The sequence below is a fragment of the Dongia sp. agr-C8 genome, from assembly GCF_054658695.1.
In genome coordinates this window covers 669,666-685,451 of the sequence record NZ_BAAGHZ010000003.1, presented here as the reverse complement: position 1 = coordinate 685,451, position 15,786 = coordinate 669,666, and the positions used below count along the sequence as shown (strand labels likewise).

At 66.2% G+C, this 15,786-nt stretch carries 15 protein-coding genes and 1 pseudogene; 9 read left to right on the top strand and 7 right to left on the bottom strand.

The features are described 5' to 3' along the window. The first annotated feature begins 62 nt into the window (after positions 1–62). A complete protein-coding gene (locus tag ACYQ4T_RS17415; protein WP_459856726.1) occupies positions 63–668 on the top strand; it encodes an arylesterase in 606 nt (201 codons plus the stop codon). Between the two features lie 28 nt (positions 669–696). After that, entirely contained in the window at positions 697–1,875 is a 1,179-nt protein-coding gene (locus ACYQ4T_RS17410; protein WP_459856724.1) for an FIST signal transduction protein, read from the top strand. A gap of 8 nt (positions 1,876–1,883) precedes the next feature. Here ACYQ4T_RS17410 and ACYQ4T_RS17405 read toward each other — a convergent pair whose 3' ends face one another. Next, a complete protein-coding gene (locus ACYQ4T_RS17405) occupies positions 1,884–2,549 on the bottom strand; it encodes a hypothetical protein (protein WP_459856722.1) in 666 nt (221 codons plus the stop codon). 191 nt (positions 2,550–2,740) lie between these two features. Here ACYQ4T_RS17405 and thpR point away from each other — a divergent pair, with 191 nt between their 5' ends. After that, positions 2,741–3,310, top strand: coding sequence for an RNA 2',3'-cyclic phosphodiesterase (gene thpR / locus ACYQ4T_RS17400; protein ID WP_459856720.1), 570 nt, complete (start codon positions 2,741–2,743; stop codon positions 3,308–3,310). On the opposite strand, the gene ACYQ4T_RS17395 is transcribed toward thpR, so the two are convergent. Then, a complete protein-coding gene (locus ACYQ4T_RS17395) occupies positions 3,287–3,850 on the bottom strand; it encodes a hypothetical protein (protein WP_459856718.1) in 564 nt (187 codons plus the stop codon). The genes thpR and ACYQ4T_RS17395 overlap by 24 nt on opposite strands. A 251-nt stretch (positions 3,851–4,101) precedes the next feature. Here ACYQ4T_RS17395 and ACYQ4T_RS17390 point away from each other — a divergent pair. Together ACYQ4T_RS17390 and ACYQ4T_RS17385 are read left to right on the top strand one after the other, a co-directional pair. Continuing rightward, positions 4,102–4,395, top strand: a pseudogene (locus tag ACYQ4T_RS17390) (4a-hydroxytetrahydrobiopterin dehydratase); the annotation flags it as partial. 320 nt (positions 4,396–4,715) lie between these two features. Further along, entirely contained in the window at positions 4,716–4,946 is a 231-nt protein-coding gene (locus tag ACYQ4T_RS17385; protein WP_459856716.1) for a hypothetical protein, read from the top strand. A 61-nt stretch (positions 4,947–5,007) separates the two neighbouring features. Here the strand turns inward: ACYQ4T_RS17385 and ACYQ4T_RS17380 are convergent, their stop codons facing one another. Together ACYQ4T_RS17380 and ACYQ4T_RS17375 are read right to left on the bottom strand one after the other, a co-directional pair. Beyond that, a complete protein-coding gene (locus ACYQ4T_RS17380) occupies positions 5,008–5,880 on the bottom strand; it encodes a hypothetical protein (protein WP_459856714.1) in 873 nt (290 codons plus the stop codon). Positions 5,881–5,895: 15 nt separating this feature from the next. Continuing rightward, positions 5,896–6,657, bottom strand: a complete 762-nt coding sequence (locus ACYQ4T_RS17375; protein ID WP_459856712.1) for an SDR family NAD(P)-dependent oxidoreductase — start codon at positions 6,655–6,657, stop codon at positions 5,896–5,898. Between the two features lie 164 nt (positions 6,658–6,821). Between ACYQ4T_RS17375 and ACYQ4T_RS17370 the strand changes: the two genes are divergently transcribed. The 4 genes from ACYQ4T_RS17370 (at position 6,822) to ACYQ4T_RS17355 (ending at position 12,773) form a co-directional block, all read left to right on the top strand. Next, on the top strand, positions 6,822–8,069 hold the full coding sequence (locus tag ACYQ4T_RS17370; protein ID WP_459856710.1) for a GGDEF domain-containing protein: 1,248 nt from the start codon (positions 6,822–6,824) through the stop codon (positions 8,067–8,069). A 234-nt stretch (positions 8,070–8,303) separates the two neighbouring features. Further along, a complete protein-coding gene (locus tag ACYQ4T_RS17365) occupies positions 8,304–9,545 on the top strand; it encodes an aminotransferase class I/II-fold pyridoxal phosphate-dependent enzyme (RefSeq protein WP_459856708.1) in 1,242 nt (413 codons plus the stop codon). A 25-nt stretch (positions 9,546–9,570) separates the two neighbouring features. After that, positions 9,571–12,093: a DNA translocase FtsK gene (locus ACYQ4T_RS17360; protein WP_459856705.1), complete on the top strand. Its 2,523-nt coding sequence runs from the start codon at positions 9,571–9,573 to the stop codon at positions 12,091–12,093. 8 nt (positions 12,094–12,101) lie between these two features. After that, on the top strand, positions 12,102–12,773 hold the full coding sequence (locus ACYQ4T_RS17355; RefSeq protein WP_459856702.1) for a LolA family protein: 672 nt from the start codon (positions 12,102–12,104) through the stop codon (positions 12,771–12,773). A gap of 396 nt (positions 12,774–13,169) precedes the next feature. On the opposite strand, the gene ACYQ4T_RS17350 is transcribed toward ACYQ4T_RS17355, so the two are convergent. From ACYQ4T_RS17350 to ACYQ4T_RS17340, 3 genes are all read right to left on the bottom strand, one after another. Next, positions 13,170–13,976: a sterol desaturase family protein gene (locus ACYQ4T_RS17350; protein WP_459856699.1), complete on the bottom strand. Its 807-nt coding sequence runs from the start codon at positions 13,974–13,976 to the stop codon at positions 13,170–13,172. A gap of 19 nt (positions 13,977–13,995) precedes the next feature. Further along, positions 13,996–14,421, bottom strand: a complete 426-nt coding sequence (locus ACYQ4T_RS17345; protein ID WP_459856696.1) for an Hpt domain-containing protein — start codon at positions 14,419–14,421, stop codon at positions 13,996–13,998. 79 nt (positions 14,422–14,500) lie between these two features. Next, the gene (locus ACYQ4T_RS17340; protein WP_459856694.1) at positions 14,501–15,688 is read right to left on the bottom strand and encodes an MFS transporter; all 1,188 of its coding nucleotides are present in this window, start codon (positions 15,686–15,688) and stop codon (positions 14,501–14,503) included. Positions 15,689–15,786: the final 98 nt, after the last annotated feature.

The window sequence follows — 15,786 nt, the reverse complement described above, 5'->3', positions numbered from 1 at the left end:
CTCTGTCCCCCAGTCTGCGATCCGCCCGGCGCAGCTTCCTCGCAGGGTTAGCTGGATTCACGTTGGCTGCCCAGCTGCGCCCCGCCCTCGCCGAGGAGCCCGTGAAACTGCTTGCCCTTGGTGACAGCCTTACGGCCGGATATGGGCTAAAGCAGGGCGAAGGCTTCGCCGACCAGCTGCAAACCGCCTTTCGCAAGATGGGCCGTCCGGTCACGGTTATCAATGGCGGGGTCAGCGGGGATACCTCGGCGGGCGGGCTCTCCCGGATCGACTGGGCGCTCTCCGACCAGCCGAAGCTGGTGATCCTCGAACTCGGCGCCAATGACATGCTGCGGGGCATCAGTCCCGAGACCACGCGGCAGAATCTCGCCGGCATCATCGAGAAGGCCCAGGCGGCGGGCGCCAAGGTGCTGCTGGCCGGCATGAAGGCGCAGCGCAACCTCGGCGCGGACTATGTGCAGCGATTCGATGCGATCTACCCCGATCTCGCCAAGCAATACGGGGTCGCGTTCTATCCGTTCTTCATGGCCGGCATCGTCGGCGCGGATGGCAAGGCCGATCCGAAGCTGCTGCAGGGCGACGGGCTGCACCCGACCGAGGCGGGGGCCAAGGTGATCGTCGATGGCATCATGCCGGACCTGCTGAAGCTGCTGGATGCAAAGTCGTGAATGCTCATTCACCGCGCGCGAGCGGTGCGTGAGCGCACCGTTCCGCGTTGCCCATGCGGGCACCAGCGAGGGTGACGTCGCCGGCGGCCATTGGTCGGCGCTGACGCGGCGGTGCCTGGCAAGGCTCGCCGAGAAGGGTCCGGCTCCGACCGGCGATGACGGGCTTGGCTTCGTCTATGTGACCGACCTGCTCGGCGCGAATCTTTCGGAGGTCATCGATCATCTCCGCCTCAGCACCGGGCTCAAGAATTGGGTCGGTACGGTCGGGGTCGGCATCCTTGGACATGAAGGGAGCGGAAGCGACGGCAAGGCCGCGGCGGAATACTTCGACGCGCCGGCGATGACCGTGATGGTGACCGACCTTGCCGCCGACAGTTTCCGGCTGTTCGAGCAGCGGGAGATCGGCACCAGCGCCTTTTCTAAACAGCATGGCCGCTGGATCGAGGGCCAGGGCGCACAGCTCGGGCTCATCCACGGCGATCCCCGCAGCCACCGCCTGCCGGCGATCCTGGAATCGCTCGCCGATACCAGCGGGCTCTATCTCGTGGGCGGCCTCGCCTCCTCGCGCGGACCTCACGCCCTGGCGGCCGAGCATGTCGCCGAGGGCGGCATCTCCGGCGTGATGTTCTCGGGCGGCGTCGTGGTCGCGACCGGTTTGAGTCAGGGCTGCTCGCCGATCGGCCCGGTCCACACCGTCACCGAATGCGACAGCAACATCGTGATGACGATCGACGACCGCCCCGCGCTCGACGTCTTCAAGGAAGAGATCGGCGAGGTGCTGGCGCGCAACCTCAACCGGGCCGCCGGTTACATCTTCGCGGCCTTGCCGGTGAAGGCTTCGGATACCGGCGACTACCTGGTGCGCAACCTGGTGGGAATCGACCCGAACAAGGGCTGGATCGCGATCGGCGACCTGGTCGCCAAGGGCGACCCGATCATGTTCACCCGGCGCGACAAGCCCAGCGCCGAGGCCGACCTCGACCGCATGCTCGCAAAGCTCAGGCAACGGATCGACAGACCGATCCGTGGCGGAGTCTACGTCTCCTGCCTGTCGCGCGGCGTGAACCTGTTCGGGCCAGATGCGGCGGAGACCCGCCGCATCAACGCACAGCTCGGAGACTTCCCGCTGGTGGGCTTCTTCGCCAACGGCGAGATCAGCCACGACCGGCTCTACGCCCATACCGGCGTGCTGACGCTGTTCACCTGAGGGCCGGCTCAGTCAGCGTATTCGAGCTCCGGGTCGCGCATCGGGAAGAAGCGTTCGCGGCTGCCGTCGAAGGCGCGGCAGAACGAGGTCTCGCGCACCACGCCGCCTGAATCGGCATAGTCGATGCGGCCGCAGAAAATCAGCGCGATGACTTCGCTGTCCTTGACCAGGTTCTTGTTCCAGGTGCGCTCCGCCACCTTGTAGGTGAAGGTCGCGGCTTCGCCGGCGTTGAGTGTTACGGCGCCGATCGCGTTCTTGCCCGCGGGGATCGGCACGCGGCGCGGGCTGTCCCAATGCTGCACTTCGACCGAGAGCACGCTTTCGACGATATGCGCGGCCGAGCTGCCGGTGTTGCAGATCGTATAGGTGACCTCGATCGGCTCGCCGATCTTGCAGCTCTTGGCATGGACGTCGCGAAGCACGAGGCGCGGTCGCATCGCGGCGAAGAACTCGCGTTTCACATTTTCCAGACGGCGGCGGATCAGATGCGTCTGGCTGATGCTGGCCAGCGCAATGACCACCGCCAGGGCGGCGATGCTGGAGGAGACGGCGACGTCGGGATGCGCCTGCCAGCTGGACAAAGTGCCGCCGAGCCAGGTCAGAACCGGGCTGTCCACAAGCCCGAGCCAGGCAAAGGATTGAAAGATTCCCTGGAAATGCGCGGCGAGATCCATGACGGTCCATCCCGGTCCAAGGGCGAAAGCGGGCTGTCCTGCAAACGTCGAGCCTGTGGGCTTCGTTCCCCGGCCGCCGCGGTTTCCGGGGCCTCCGTCTTGTAGTTGAAGGCCGCCGTTTTTATGTATTATTGGAACAGCGCGCGGCGATTCGCCGGGCGCCGTGCGCCGCGCGGAATTGGGGCACCAGAATGCGTTACTTCGTTGCCCTGAGCTTGCCCGAAAACCTGCGCTGGCAGCTGCGCCTTCTCTGCGGCGGACTTCCGGGCGCGCGCTGGGTGCCCCCGGAGAATTTCCACATCACGTTGCGCTTCCTCGGCGATGTGGATGGTCGCGACATGGACTATGTCGACGCGGCGCTCGCCAATATCCGGGCGCCGGGCTTTATGCTGCGGCTGGCCGGGGTCGGACATTTCGCCAGTGGTAACCGGATCAAGGCGGTCTGGGCGGGCGTCGAGAAGGAACCCGCGCTCCTGCATCTGCATGACAAGATCGAATCGGCGGTGGTGCGCGCCGGCCTGCCGCCCGATGGGCAGAAATACACGCCGCATGTCACACTTACCTGGCCGAAGGATCCGCCGGTCGCGAAGCTGCAGCAGTATCTCGCCGGGCACAACCTGTTCCGCTCGGACCCGTTCGAGGTGACGCACTTCACCTTGTTCTCGAGCGTGCTCGGCAGCGAGAACTCGGTCTATCACGCGGAACGGTCCTACGCGCTGACCGCGCGCCCGGAGCCGCTAGTGCAGAACGCGGGCCGTTGAGGCCGGCATTGCCGCTGCTGCCGGCGCTGCCATTCCGGCATAGGGCGGAATCGGCTTGGCGACCATCCCCGCATCGCTGAAGTCGCGCGCAAGATCGACCAGCTGCGGCAGCGCCGCACGCGCCGCCGTCCCCGGCATCAGCTGACGAAGCGCGACGGTCGCGACGAAATAGCCGCCGGATTGCGCAGCCGCCATCGCGTCGATCAGCAAGGCTTCATCGGGGCTGAGCAAGCGGCATTGCACGCAGCGGATGTCGATGCTGCGCGCGGCGGAGGCGGCCAGCACCGTCATCAGGCTGTCGATCGCCAGGCCTGAGCGAGAAAGACCGAAGCGCGCGAAGGTGTGCTGCGTGACGTCGTCGAAGGACTGCTTCGCCTTGAAGGCCTGCACCCAGCTCCTGACCGCCCAGACGGTGAACTGCGCGGTGAAGTCGAGCGCGCTGACATCCGGCATCGCCATCAGCTCGTTGCGGCAATCGTCCCCATGCGCGAGATCCTGCCCGCGCGGCGTGTTGTCGTTCACCGCCGGGACTTTGGCCACGGGAGCTTTCGGGCGACCGGATCGTGCCATGCACTGTCCTTGCACTTGCTGGGAAAGGTCGCACCGGGGAGTTTTCTTCGCGGGAGTTGCCGCGCCTGCCTGAACACGGCCCGAATATGAACTCCCCGGTGCTGGCGATGGTGTAGCAGGCTTCACGATCAATTGCAAATCATTCTCATTTGCAGAGATCACGATTCTGTTGATCGCGGGATTCGCTCCGACCAGGATGCGGAAAACCCAATCAGGAGAGCGGCATGATCCAGAAGCTGAGCGAGGCGGAACGCAGGGCCAGGCTCGCGGAACTGAAAGATTGGCAGGCGTCTCAGGGCCGCGACGCGATCCAGCGTTCGTTCAAGTTCAAGAATTTCAGCGAGGCCTGGGGCTTCATGAACCGGGTGGCGCTGCTGGCCGAGACCCAGGACCACCATCCGGAATGGTCCAATGTCTACAACCGGGTGGAGATCCTGCTGAGCACCCATGACTGCGACGGCCTGTCCGAGAGAGACCTGAAGCTGGCGCGGGCGATCGACCAATTGCTCGCTTGAGCGAAGCGGACGGGAACCTTTTCCGCGATTTCACATTTAAGTTTGCGGGTGGCGAATCCGACCCGCGTGTCGGATGGAGACGTGGCGCTTTGCGCCGATCGACTTCTCCCGGTTTATGACGGCCCTGCATCGTCCGAGGGTTCCCCCCAGCGACTCCTCGGACGCCCCTCGGGCCTTGGGCGCCGCCCCTGACTGACTGGCCGGCCGCGTTCCCCCCGCGGCCGGCCAACCTTTCCTGCAGGTTCGGAACGACTCCAGAAAGTCGACATTGGTCTTGCGAGCGACGGCCGATGCCGGTCGCGCGATCACCAACGGAGGACATGATGGGTCAACGCAACGAGGGCGAAGGCAACAAGACCGCCGCCCGCGAATACAACCGCGAGACCACGGAGTTCACCAAGAGCGGCCAGGTCGAAGGCAAGGCCCGCGAAGCCAAGCAGGCGCTGGAAGGCAAGGAAGCCGATGAAATGCGCAAGGCCGAACGCGAAGGCAAGTCGCATTCGCACGGCGAAGACCGGCTGCTGAAAGGCGGCGCGCATAAAGGCGCCTGACCTTCGACGGATTGCAAACAGAAGGATCGGCGGCCGCAGGGCCGCCGATCTTTTGCTGTGCCTAGTCAAACACGGCGGCACGCATCTCGGGGCTGCTTTCGATCTGCCTTCGGTAGATGGCAATGAACGCGCCGGCGGTGAGCAGGTTCGCCACGGTGAGATAGACGGCGAACTCCACCATGGCGGGAAAGCGAAAGACCAGGGCGCCGCGTGGCAGGCCGAGTAGAGGCTCGAGGGCCACGGTGTATCGCGAGAGATTCATGATCAGGTAGGGCGAGTCCGGCACCCAGGCGTGGGCGAGATAGGTTGCCGTTTCGATAATGAGAAACAAGAAGAACACCACGCGCCGGTTCGGCTGCAGCCTGCGCCAGCCTTCGGCGAAGCTGAGGGACTGACCGCGACAGGCCCGGCTCGCCGTGAAGAGCGCAAAGCGCGCATCCACATAAGCCCAGAGGCAGACGGCAGCGATGCCGAAGCCGATATAGACGGCGATGCCGATCCACAAGGCGCGCGCGGTTTCGACCTCAGGCGTTACAAGGCGCGAGGGTATTTCGACGAGATATCCGACGGCGCTGAGACTGGCGAGAAACAGCAGGCATCGGCCGTAGCCGGGCAGCAGCCGCGATCCGCGCGTTGCATCGCCCAGTCCGCGCCGGGCGGCTTCCGATGCCAGTACACGCTGTATCGCCAGGCCACAGATCAGCCACGAAGTCACCCGGTAGGCCGCCCAGAGAGCATCCTCGAAAGGCGAACTGAACGTCGTGAAGATGCTGGTCGGAACGCAGGCGGGGGAGAGCAGGCATCGAGTCACCAGAGACGTGCCGATCAGGAAGGCGGCGACCAAGACTACGAGCGTGACGATGAAGACGAACCAATGGCGGGCCGCCACCGCCATGGCCTCCAGCAGCAGAGACCCGATGCGCATCCGCTCCATCGGGCCGTCTCGCGGTTACTTCGGCGCGAGCCGGAGCGCGCCGTCTAAGCGCACGACCTCGCCGTTCAGCATGACGTTCTCGATCATGTGCTGCACCAGGCGCGAGAACTCGCGGGCTTCGGCGAGGCGCTGCGGGAAGGGCACGGAATCACCCAGGGCCTTCTGGATGTCGGGCGGCAGGTTCAGCATCATCGGCGTCGCGACCAGGCCCGGCGCAATCGCCAGCACGCGGATGCCGGAGCGGGCGAGGTCGCGCGCGGCGGGCAAGGTCAAGCCGACGATGCCGGCCTTCGAGGCGGCATAGGCCGCCTGGCCGATCTGGCCTTCATAGGCGGCGACCGAGCTGGTGTTGACGATGACGCCGCGCTCGCCGTCGGCAAGCGGGTCCATGCCCGCCATGTCGGCGGCGGCGAGGCGCATCATGTTGAAGGTGCCGATCAGGTTGACCTCGATCACCTTGGAAAACTTCTCCAAGGGGAGCGGCCCGTCCTTGCCGAGGATGCGGCCGGGAATGAGGATGCCGGCGACATTGACCAGGATGCGGGCGGGGCCGTGCGCGGCTTTCGCTTTCGCCAGGGCGGCCTCGGCGCTGTCGGCCTTGGAGATGTCGCAAGTGCAGGCGACCCCGCCGATTTCCTTGGCGACGGCTTCGGCGCCGGCGGTGTTGACGTCCAGCACCGCGACCTTGGCGCCCAGCGCCGTCAGATGCCGCGCCACGTCGGCGCCCATGCCCGAACCGCCGCCGGTCACGACCGCAGCCATACCCTTAATCTGCATGAGTTAACCCCTTCTTAGAACCCGCCGAGGCTTCTAGCAGAGGGGGTCGGGGCGATCTATCGGGAAAGCGGCGGAGAAGCGCCGACGATGGAGCCCCCGTCGCGGGGCTGTTCAGACCGGCAGGAACATGCATCATGGGGTTGGGGGAGACACCGTTCAAACGCATGAAGTCGGGCCTGCTCAAGTTCGTCGTGGGTGCAGCGGCACTGTGCGGCTTTGCCGCCGTGATGCTCTGCGCCTACGCGCTCATTTGGATCGTGCCGGCGGCGCCGGCCGGCGTAGACCTGCCGACGGGGCTGTCGCTGCAGTTACTCGCGTTCGGTGCGGTGCTGGCATGGATGCGCCGGACCCGCCGTCTCGGCCGGCTGATCTCGGCCCTGGGCGGTTTCATCGGCCTCGCCGCACTTGTGATGCCGGACGCGATGGCGCGATCCACGAGTGCCGCCGTCATCTGCTATGGCGCGGCGGCGCTGCTGTTCCTGGCGCGCCGCTATGGGTTGGGCCAGGCCGCCACCGTGCTCGGATTCCTGCCGAGCCTCGGCAGCGCGATCGGTCATTTGCTGCACACCGACGTCCTGTTCGGCCGGCCGCCGGCGCTGGTCCTGCTGACGACGGCGCTGTGCGGTGTCGCCCTGCTGGGCGGGACGGCGCATCGTGGCGCGATCCGCGTCTTTCTCTCGAAGACCATCTCCGGCAGCTTCGCCCGCAAGCAGATCCTGGTGGCGACCGTCGGCCCCATCGTCCTGGCGCTGTTCTATGCGAGCCTGCTGCCCGAAGGCAGCGCGCCGCGCGCGCTGGCGGAGACGGTGGCCAGCGTGATCGTCGTCGGCTGGATCACCTTCGGGGCGACCGCCCTGGTCGGGCGGCGCCTGGACATCCAGCGACACCGGGCGGAAGCCGAGCTGCGCAGCATGGCGCGGCATGATGCGCTGACCGGCCTGCTCAACCGGCGCAGCATGAACATCTCGATGCCGCAGCGGCATGCCGAGGCCCGCGCTGAAGGCCAGCCGATCACCTTGATGATGTGCGACCTCGACCATTTCAAGCGGCTGAACGACGAATACGGCCATGCGGTCGGCGACGAGGTGCTGCGCCGCACCGCGCAGCGCGTGCATGCCGCGGTCCGCGACAGCGACCTGGTTTTCCGCTATGGCGGCGAGGAGATCGCGGTGCTGCTGGAATGCGGGCCGGCCGACGCCCAGCGGATCGCGGAGAAGATCCGCGAGTCGGTAAAGTCGAAAGGCCGGCGCGCCCATGACGACGACCTCCCGCCGGTCACCATCTCGATCGGCGCCGCCACCAGCCAGCAGGCCGAGACCGAATTGAAGGCGCTGATGGCCGCGGCCGACGAATGCCTCTACGCGGCGAAGCATGCCGGCCGCGACTGCGTGAAGACGGCCATCCTGCCCTAAGCCTTAAGGCTCGCTGCGTAATCCCCATCGGACGCGCCCCCGGCGAACGCCGCAGGAACGAGTCGTGATTCGCCGGGCGGAACGCCCTTGTGGACGGAAAGTCCGTAAATACAAGTGCTTGAGGTGGTATTCTTAAGAGATTACTCTCGTTTCCGCTTTGTGCGACTCGAGTCGACGTCGAGTCGCGCCTTGATTCCGATCGGCCTTTTGCCCGTTCCGGGCTTTCGGGGTGCTATGAGCGCGGACCGACTCGAGTCCTTGGTAACCTTTCATCCCTTCACGCGGCTCAACAAGCTGCTGGAGGGGATCGCCCCCGGCGGCGGAAATACGCCTTTGTTGTTACAGCTCGGCGAGCCGCAATTCGCGCCGCCGGCCTTCGTCGCCGAGGAGATCGCCAAGGCCGCCGCCGGCTGGAGCAAATATCCGCCGACCGCCGGCAACGAGGCCTTCCGCAACGCCGTGAAGGCCTGGCTCGAGCGGCGCTACCACCTGCCGTCGACGATGCTCAACGCCGACAAGGAGATTCTGCCGGTCTCCGGCACCCGAGAGGCGCTGTTCCAGATCGCATTGTCGGCCGTCGCCGCGGGGGCACCGAAGGGCAAGACCAAAGTGCTGATGGGGAATCCCTTCTATCATTCCTATGCCGGTGCGGCGGCGGTGGCGGGCGGCGAGCCGGCTTTCCTCCCCGCCGATCGCAACAGCAATTTCCTGCCCGATCTTTCCAAGATCACCACGGCCGAGCTCGATCGGGCGGCGCTGGTCTATCTCTGCTCGCCGGCCAACCCGCAGGGCGCGGTGGCGCCGCTCGACTATCTGAAGCAATGGCTCCTGCTCGCGCGCAAGCACGACTTCGTGCTGGCGGCGGACGAGTGCTACGCGGAGATCTATCCCGACGCACCGCCGCCGGGCGCGCTGGAAGCGGCGCGCGAACTTGGCGGCGCGGTCGATCATCTGTTGGTCTTCCATTCGCTGTCCAAGCGCTCGAGCGCGCCGGGCCTGCGTTCCGGCTTCATCGCCGGCGACGCCAAGCTGGTCGCGCGCCAGGCGCAGCTCATCAACTACGGCGGCGTTGCGATGCCGCTGCCGATCCTCGCCGCGGCGACCAGGCTCTGGCAGGACGAGGCGCATGTCGCGGAGAATCGCGCGCGCTATCGGAAGAGCTTCGAGATCGCGCAGGAGATTCTCGGGCCGATCTTCGGCGAAGTGCGGCCGCAGGGCGGCTTCTTCCTCTGGCTCGATGTCGGCGACGGCGAACGCGCCGCCGTCGAGCTGTGGAAACAGGCGGCGGTCAAGGTACTGCCGGGCGGATACATGGCGCGGGCCGAGGCGGATGGCAGGAATCCGGGCGCGCGATACATCCGCGTCGCGGTGATCTTGGAACCGGAGGAGATGGCGGCCGCGTTGCGCCGCATGGCGCCGGTTCTGGAGGGTTTGGTTCATGGCAAGAGCGCAAAAGCTGCGGCGGGGGGCCGGTAGTCCAATGATCGGGGATAACACAAGGATGTCGCTGCTCTCGCGCGCCGAAGGCACCGGCGGGCAAAGCCTGCTCGACTTCCTGCGCCGCCGCACCATGGAAGCGGTCGGGGTCGCCCTGATCCTGCTCGGCCTCGCCTATCTCATGGCCTTGCTCTCGGCCGATTCGAACGATCCGAGCTTCAACCACGCGGTCGATGATCCGGCACGCAACCTGCTCGGCCTGCCCGGCGCCTATGTTGCCGACTTCGCACTTCAGGCGCTGGGCCTCGCGGCGGCGGTTCCGGCCGCGGCGCTGATCGCCTGGGGCTGGCGCCTCGTCCGCACCCGGGCGATGGCGCGCTGGTGGCTGAAACTGCTGCTGCTGCCGATCTCGACCGCGCTCTCCGCGATTCCCTTGTCGGCGCTCCCCTCCAGCGGGCAGTGGCCTTGGGTGGCGGGTTTCGGCGGCTTTGTCGGCCGCATGGGCTTTGCCGGGGCCGACGGCAGCAGCGGCCTCGCCGGCTGGGCGGCCCGCCTCGCCGGCAACGAGATGCCCGGTACGCAGGTGCATGCCCTGCTGATCCTCACCACGACCGTGCTGACCTTCATCGCGCTGTTCTTCACCTTGGGCATCGCGCTCGGCGGCTATGTCCGCTTCGGCCGCAATGTCGCCCATGCCGGCAAGAAGGTCGGCCTGGCCTTCGACCGCCGCCGCCAGCCCGCCACCGCAACCTCGCGCGTGGCGCGGACCGTGCACGAGGAGGAGGACGAGGAAGCGAAGGAGTCCTTCTTCCGGCGCACCTTCGGCGAGATCCGGATGCCGAGCCTGAAGAGCCTGTTCACGATCCGCGGCCGCCGCGATGACGACGACGAAGTGGTCGCGCGCCGCGAGCCGCAGCTCGGCGGCTACGAGGAGCCGGAGATCGACCTGCCCGAACCGGCGGTGATCGAGCGTCCGGGCGCCGCGCGGGTCGTGGTGCCGCCGGCGCCGAAGAAAGAGAAGAAGCCGGCGAAGAAGGAGCGCGTCCAGGCCAAGCTCGACTTCGACGGCGAGACCGAGTTCGAGCTGCCGCCGCACGACATGCTGTCGCGCCCGACCTCCAACGCCGCGGTCCAGCGCATCAACGAGGAGAGCCTGGAGAAGAACGCGCGGCTGCTGGAGACCGTGCTCGACGATTTCGGCGTCAAGGGCCAGATCGTGAAGGTGCGGCCCGGCCCGGTGGTGACGCTCTACGAATTGGAGCCGGCACCCGGCACCAAGACCAGCCGGGTCGTCGGCCTCGCGGACGACGTCGCGCGGTCGATGAGCGCCGTCTCAGTGCGCATCGCCGTGGTCACCGGCCGCAGCGTGATCGGCATCGAGCTGCCGAACCGCGAGCGCGAGGTCGTGTCCTTGCGCGAGCTGCTGGAAGACGATTCTTATTCGGGGACCGGCAGCAAGCTCGGCCTGGCGCTCGGCAAGGATATCGGCGGCCAGCCGATGGTGGTCGATCTCGCGCGCATGCCGCATCTGCTGATCGCCGGCACCACCGGCTCGGGCAAGTCGGTCGCGATCAACACCATGATCATGTCGCTGCTTTATCGCCTGACGCCCGAGCAGTGCAAGTTCATCATGATCGACCCGAAGATGCTCGAGCTCTCGGTCTATGACGGCATCCCGCATCTGCTGGCGCCGGTGGTGACCGAGCCGAAGAAGGCGATCGTGGCGCTGAAATGGGTCGTGCGCGAGATGGAGAACCGCTATCGCTCCATGTCGAAGCTCGGCGTGCGCAATGTCGAGGGCTACAACCAGCGCCTCGCCCAGGCAGTCGCCGCCGGCGAGCAGCTGACGCGCAAGGTGCAGACCGGCTTCGACCCGGAAACCGGCCATCCGATCTACGAGGAAGAGCCGTTCGACCTGAAGCCGCTGCCCTTCATCGTCGTCGTGGTGGACGAGATGGCGGACCTGATGCTGGTCGCGGGCAAGGAGATCGAGGCCGCGATTCAGCGCCTGGCGCAGATGGCGCGCGCCGCCGGCATCCACATCATCATGGCCACACAAAGGCCATCGGTCGACGTCATTACCGGCACAATTAAGGCCAATTTCCCGACCAGAGTGTCGTTCCACGTGACGACGCGGATCGACAGCCGGACCATCCTCGGCGAGACCGGCGCCGAGCAGCTGCTGGGACAGGGCGATATGCTCTACATGGCCAATGGCGGCCGGATCACCCGCGTTCACGGCCCGTTCGTCTCGGACCGTGAAGTTGAAACTGTCGTGAAGTTCTTGAAGGCCCAGGGGACGCCTGACTATATCGAGGACGTGACGGCCGAGGAAGAAGAGGTCGGCGAGGACGGTGAACTGCCCGGCGAGGGCGCCGGCTCCGGCGACGAGCTCTACGACAAGGCGGTGGCGCTGGTCTGCCGGGAACGGAAAGCTTCCACGAGTTTTGTTCAGCGGTACCTGCAGATCGGCTACAACCGCGCGGCCCGCCTGATCGAGCGTATGGAAAAAGAAGGCGTGGTCAGCCAGGCCAATCATGCCGGCAAGCGCGAAGTGCTCGCCCGCAACATCGACGGAATGGACTGAGACAAACCTTGCTGAAACTGGACCTGACACGGCGCGGCTTGATGCGCGCGGGAATTGGCGCGCTCGCCACGGCGACGGCGCTCGGCGCGCTGACTTCGTCCGCCTGGGCAAAGAAGGTGAAGCCGGCCGCCCTCTCCGACCAGGACAAGGCCGACGTCGCACGTATCGAGGAATACCTGAACGGCATCACCACGATGCGGGCCAAGTTCCAGCAGGTGGACGGCGCCGGCAACATCGCCTTCGGCATGATCTATGTCCGTCGCCCGGGCTTCTTGCGCGTGCAATACGATCCGCCGAGCCAGGTCATCCTGGTCGCCGATTCGATCGCGGTCAGCTACTACGACGCGGAATTGAACCAGCTCAACCAGGCGCCGCTCGGCCTCTCGCCGCTCTGGTTCCTGCTGCGCGACCATGTCAGCCTCGGCGGCGACGTGACCGTCACCACCTTCAACCGCGGCCCGAACGTCTTCGAGATCGGCATCGTGCAGACCGACGAGCCGGATGCCGGCACCGTCACCCTGGTGCTCGGCGACAAGCCCCTCGAGCTCCAGCAATGGACCATCGTCGACAGCAAGAACCAGGCGGTCCGTGTCGCCCTCTACAACGCCGAGTTCGGCGTCCAGCTTGAGAACTCCCTGTTCCGCACGCCCGAGAAGAAGAAGGGCCGAACGACGGGCTAGCCGCATCGCGACGCAGACGCCCCGCGGGCGCAAAATCGCCCAAGCCTCTGGTGATGGACACTTCACCCGCCTTCGCGGCGTGGCAGATTTTTTGTTTTGTCTGCGTCCGGTCTGCGCCCGGTCTGCGACGCAGCGCAGCAAGCATGGCGCGCCACGCGCCGCCCCTTCGTCGGGGCGCTCGTGTGACGCGGCTATCGACACAGGATTCACGATATCAAACAGCAGGCCGATGATACCACAAGAAGCGCTGCGCGTCAGGCGCGCGCCGCCCTCTCGCGCTGCATGAATTCAGGAGTATGCAGCAGGGCGGAGAAGAAGAGTGCGCGTGCCTGGAATTCCGCCGATGCTGGCGCGCCGGCGCCATCCGGCCCCGGGGATGGCGATGTCCGCGCGAGTTCATCGCCCGCGATAGAACGGCAGCGCGATCAAGCGGAGCAGGCCGACTTCCTTCTCGCCTTCGACGCCAATCGGCATGTCGCGGCGGCGGTTCATGCTCGGGCCGGTGTCGAACAGGCGGTCCCAAAGGCTCAGACCCGTGCCGTAGATGGAATCGGTGTCGCGCTTCTGCTTGTGGTGATGCACCCAGTGCAGCGACGGGGTGATGATCCAGCGCGCCAGGCGCTGCTCGATCGCTTCGGGCAAGCGCCAGTTCGAGTGATGGAAGATCGAAGCCAGCAGCACCAGGGTCTCGAAGATGAGGGCCGAGCCCAGCGGGATCGCGAGCAGGAGGATCACGATAGCCCGCGCCACCGCCGCGATCACCACTTCGCCGAAATGGAACCGGAGCGCGCTGGTCGCGTCGAGGAAGGCATCGCGGTGATGCACCTCGTGAAACCGCCAGAGGATCGGCAGTTCATGATTGGCGCGATGCCACCAATAGATCCAGAGATCGAGCAGCAGCAGGTCGAGCGGCAGGGCATAGGGGAATGACAGGAAGGCCGGCCGGGTCCAGAGCGGATGCGCCGCGGCATAGAAGGTGACGGGCAAGACCAGCAGCGGCGCCAGGCCGGCATTCAACGCGAAGAGGGCGAGATTGCGGCCCCAGCGGCGGAACCAGGCCGGGCCATAGCCGGCGATGCGCAACGGCATGATCGCGGCGCTCCAGCGATTCTCGAGGACGATGACGGCGACCAGCCAGGCGAGGACGAGAAGGAATTTGCCGACCAGGGCGTAACCCAGCCAACCCTGCGGATCCGCGGTCACGTCGGGTTCACCCCCGTGATCACCCGGGCGCCTTGACCATGTTCTCCAGGCGCGCGGCCAGCTTGGGGCCGACCTCGCCGCCCTCGCCCTTGATCTCCTTGGTGAGGATCAGCCGCAAGGCATCGAGATGCGCCTGCACCACGCCGAGATCGGAGTCGGAGAGATCGCGCTCCTGGCGCACCAGGGTGCAGAGCGAATGGGCGATCCGCGTCACCAGCGGATAGCCGAAGGCGCCGCCCTGGCCCTTCACGTTGTGGGCGATGCCGTAGAGTTCCTTGATCGAGGCCGCACGGGTGGCGGCATCGGCACGCGCCGCTTTCAAGAGGTCCCCGCAGCGGTCGAGATCGGCGAGGGTGCTGGGGCCGTAGCTCTTCGCAAGGTCGGCAACTGCAGCCTGGGCGCGCGCGAGCACGGCTTCCATCTTGCGATCGCTCTCCTCGTGCATTTCCCCTCCTCCCGCGGCGACGGGATAGTAGAAAGCTTGGAACCCCTCTACAAGCCGTTAAGGCCACCATCCGCAAGGCTTACATCCGACGGGGCAATCGCGATGCGATCAAGCCGGCAGCGAGAGTCAACACACCACTGGCGACGAAGACAGAGCGCAGGTCGAAGTAGCCTTGCAGGGTGAGATAGATCAGACCCGGCAGCAGGTCGCCGAGGTCGATATACGTGCGGAAAAGCGCGGTCATCTGCGGCCGCTCATAGGAACGCACCGCGCGCATGAAGGGGATGTTGCCGAGCGCGTCCAACGCCACGACGAAGACCGCGCCGGCCAGGAACAGCAAAGCGGTCAGCGGCACGACGTTCCAGGTAACCGAAGTTAAGAGCGTCAAGCCGCCGGCGCACAGGAACGCAATCACAATCGGCCGGCGGATTCCGGTGCGCTGCGCCATCCAGCCGATCGGCAAGGTGAGGAGCAGCAGCAGGTTGCCGGCCCCGGTGAGGGCGCCGGTCCAGCTGTCATCGACCTGGTGGTTGCGCAGGTAAAGCGTCGGGTAGACGAAGAACATCGACCACCAGGCCGAGCGGCCGAAGGCGATCGCCCAGCCGAGCATCAGGCGCGGCTGCGAGACGAAGCGCTTCAGGTTGGCGAAGGGATTGGGCGGCGGTCGCGTGGCGGCGGCGACCGCGGGATTGTCGCTCAGGCGCAGATACCAGAAGTAGATCATCAGCGCGGCATAGGCGGTGAAGCTCAGCGCCGAGGTCGCCCCGACGCCGAAATGCTTGTAGAGCTCGACGCCGATCCAGGGACCGAGGCCCCAGGGCAGGCAGCTCGAGAACAGGCGCAGCGGCTCCGAGCGGATCATCTGATGCCGCGGGATGAAGTCCATCACATAGAGCATCAGGCCGATGTTGATCGCGACGCTGGAGAGCGCGCGCAGCACCAGGCCGGCGACCTCGCCCGCCATGGTCGCGGTGCCGAGCGAGACCGCCGCCGCCATGCCGAGCAGAATGCCGCCGGTATAGACCCAGCGCCGGCGAAAGCGCTGCATCAGCAGCGGCGCCAGGAAGCTGAAGATCAGCGAGCTCAGGCTCGCGATGTTGGTGAGCAAGGTGACATCGCGATCCGGCAAGCCGAGATCCTTGGCCTGCAGATAGAGGACGGTCACCACGCTGGCACGCGCCAGCGAGTCCAAGGCGAACAGAGCGGCAAAGGCGCCGGCACCGGGCTTCCGAGTGGGCCTCAGCCAGAAAAGCGGATTGGATTCCATCGGAGGGGTTGGCGGGATGAACGCGGTCTTCTATTGATCGAGAGATAGCATGCGCGCCGTTCTTCTGGCGATGGGGATGACTCGTTAAAACAAGTCGG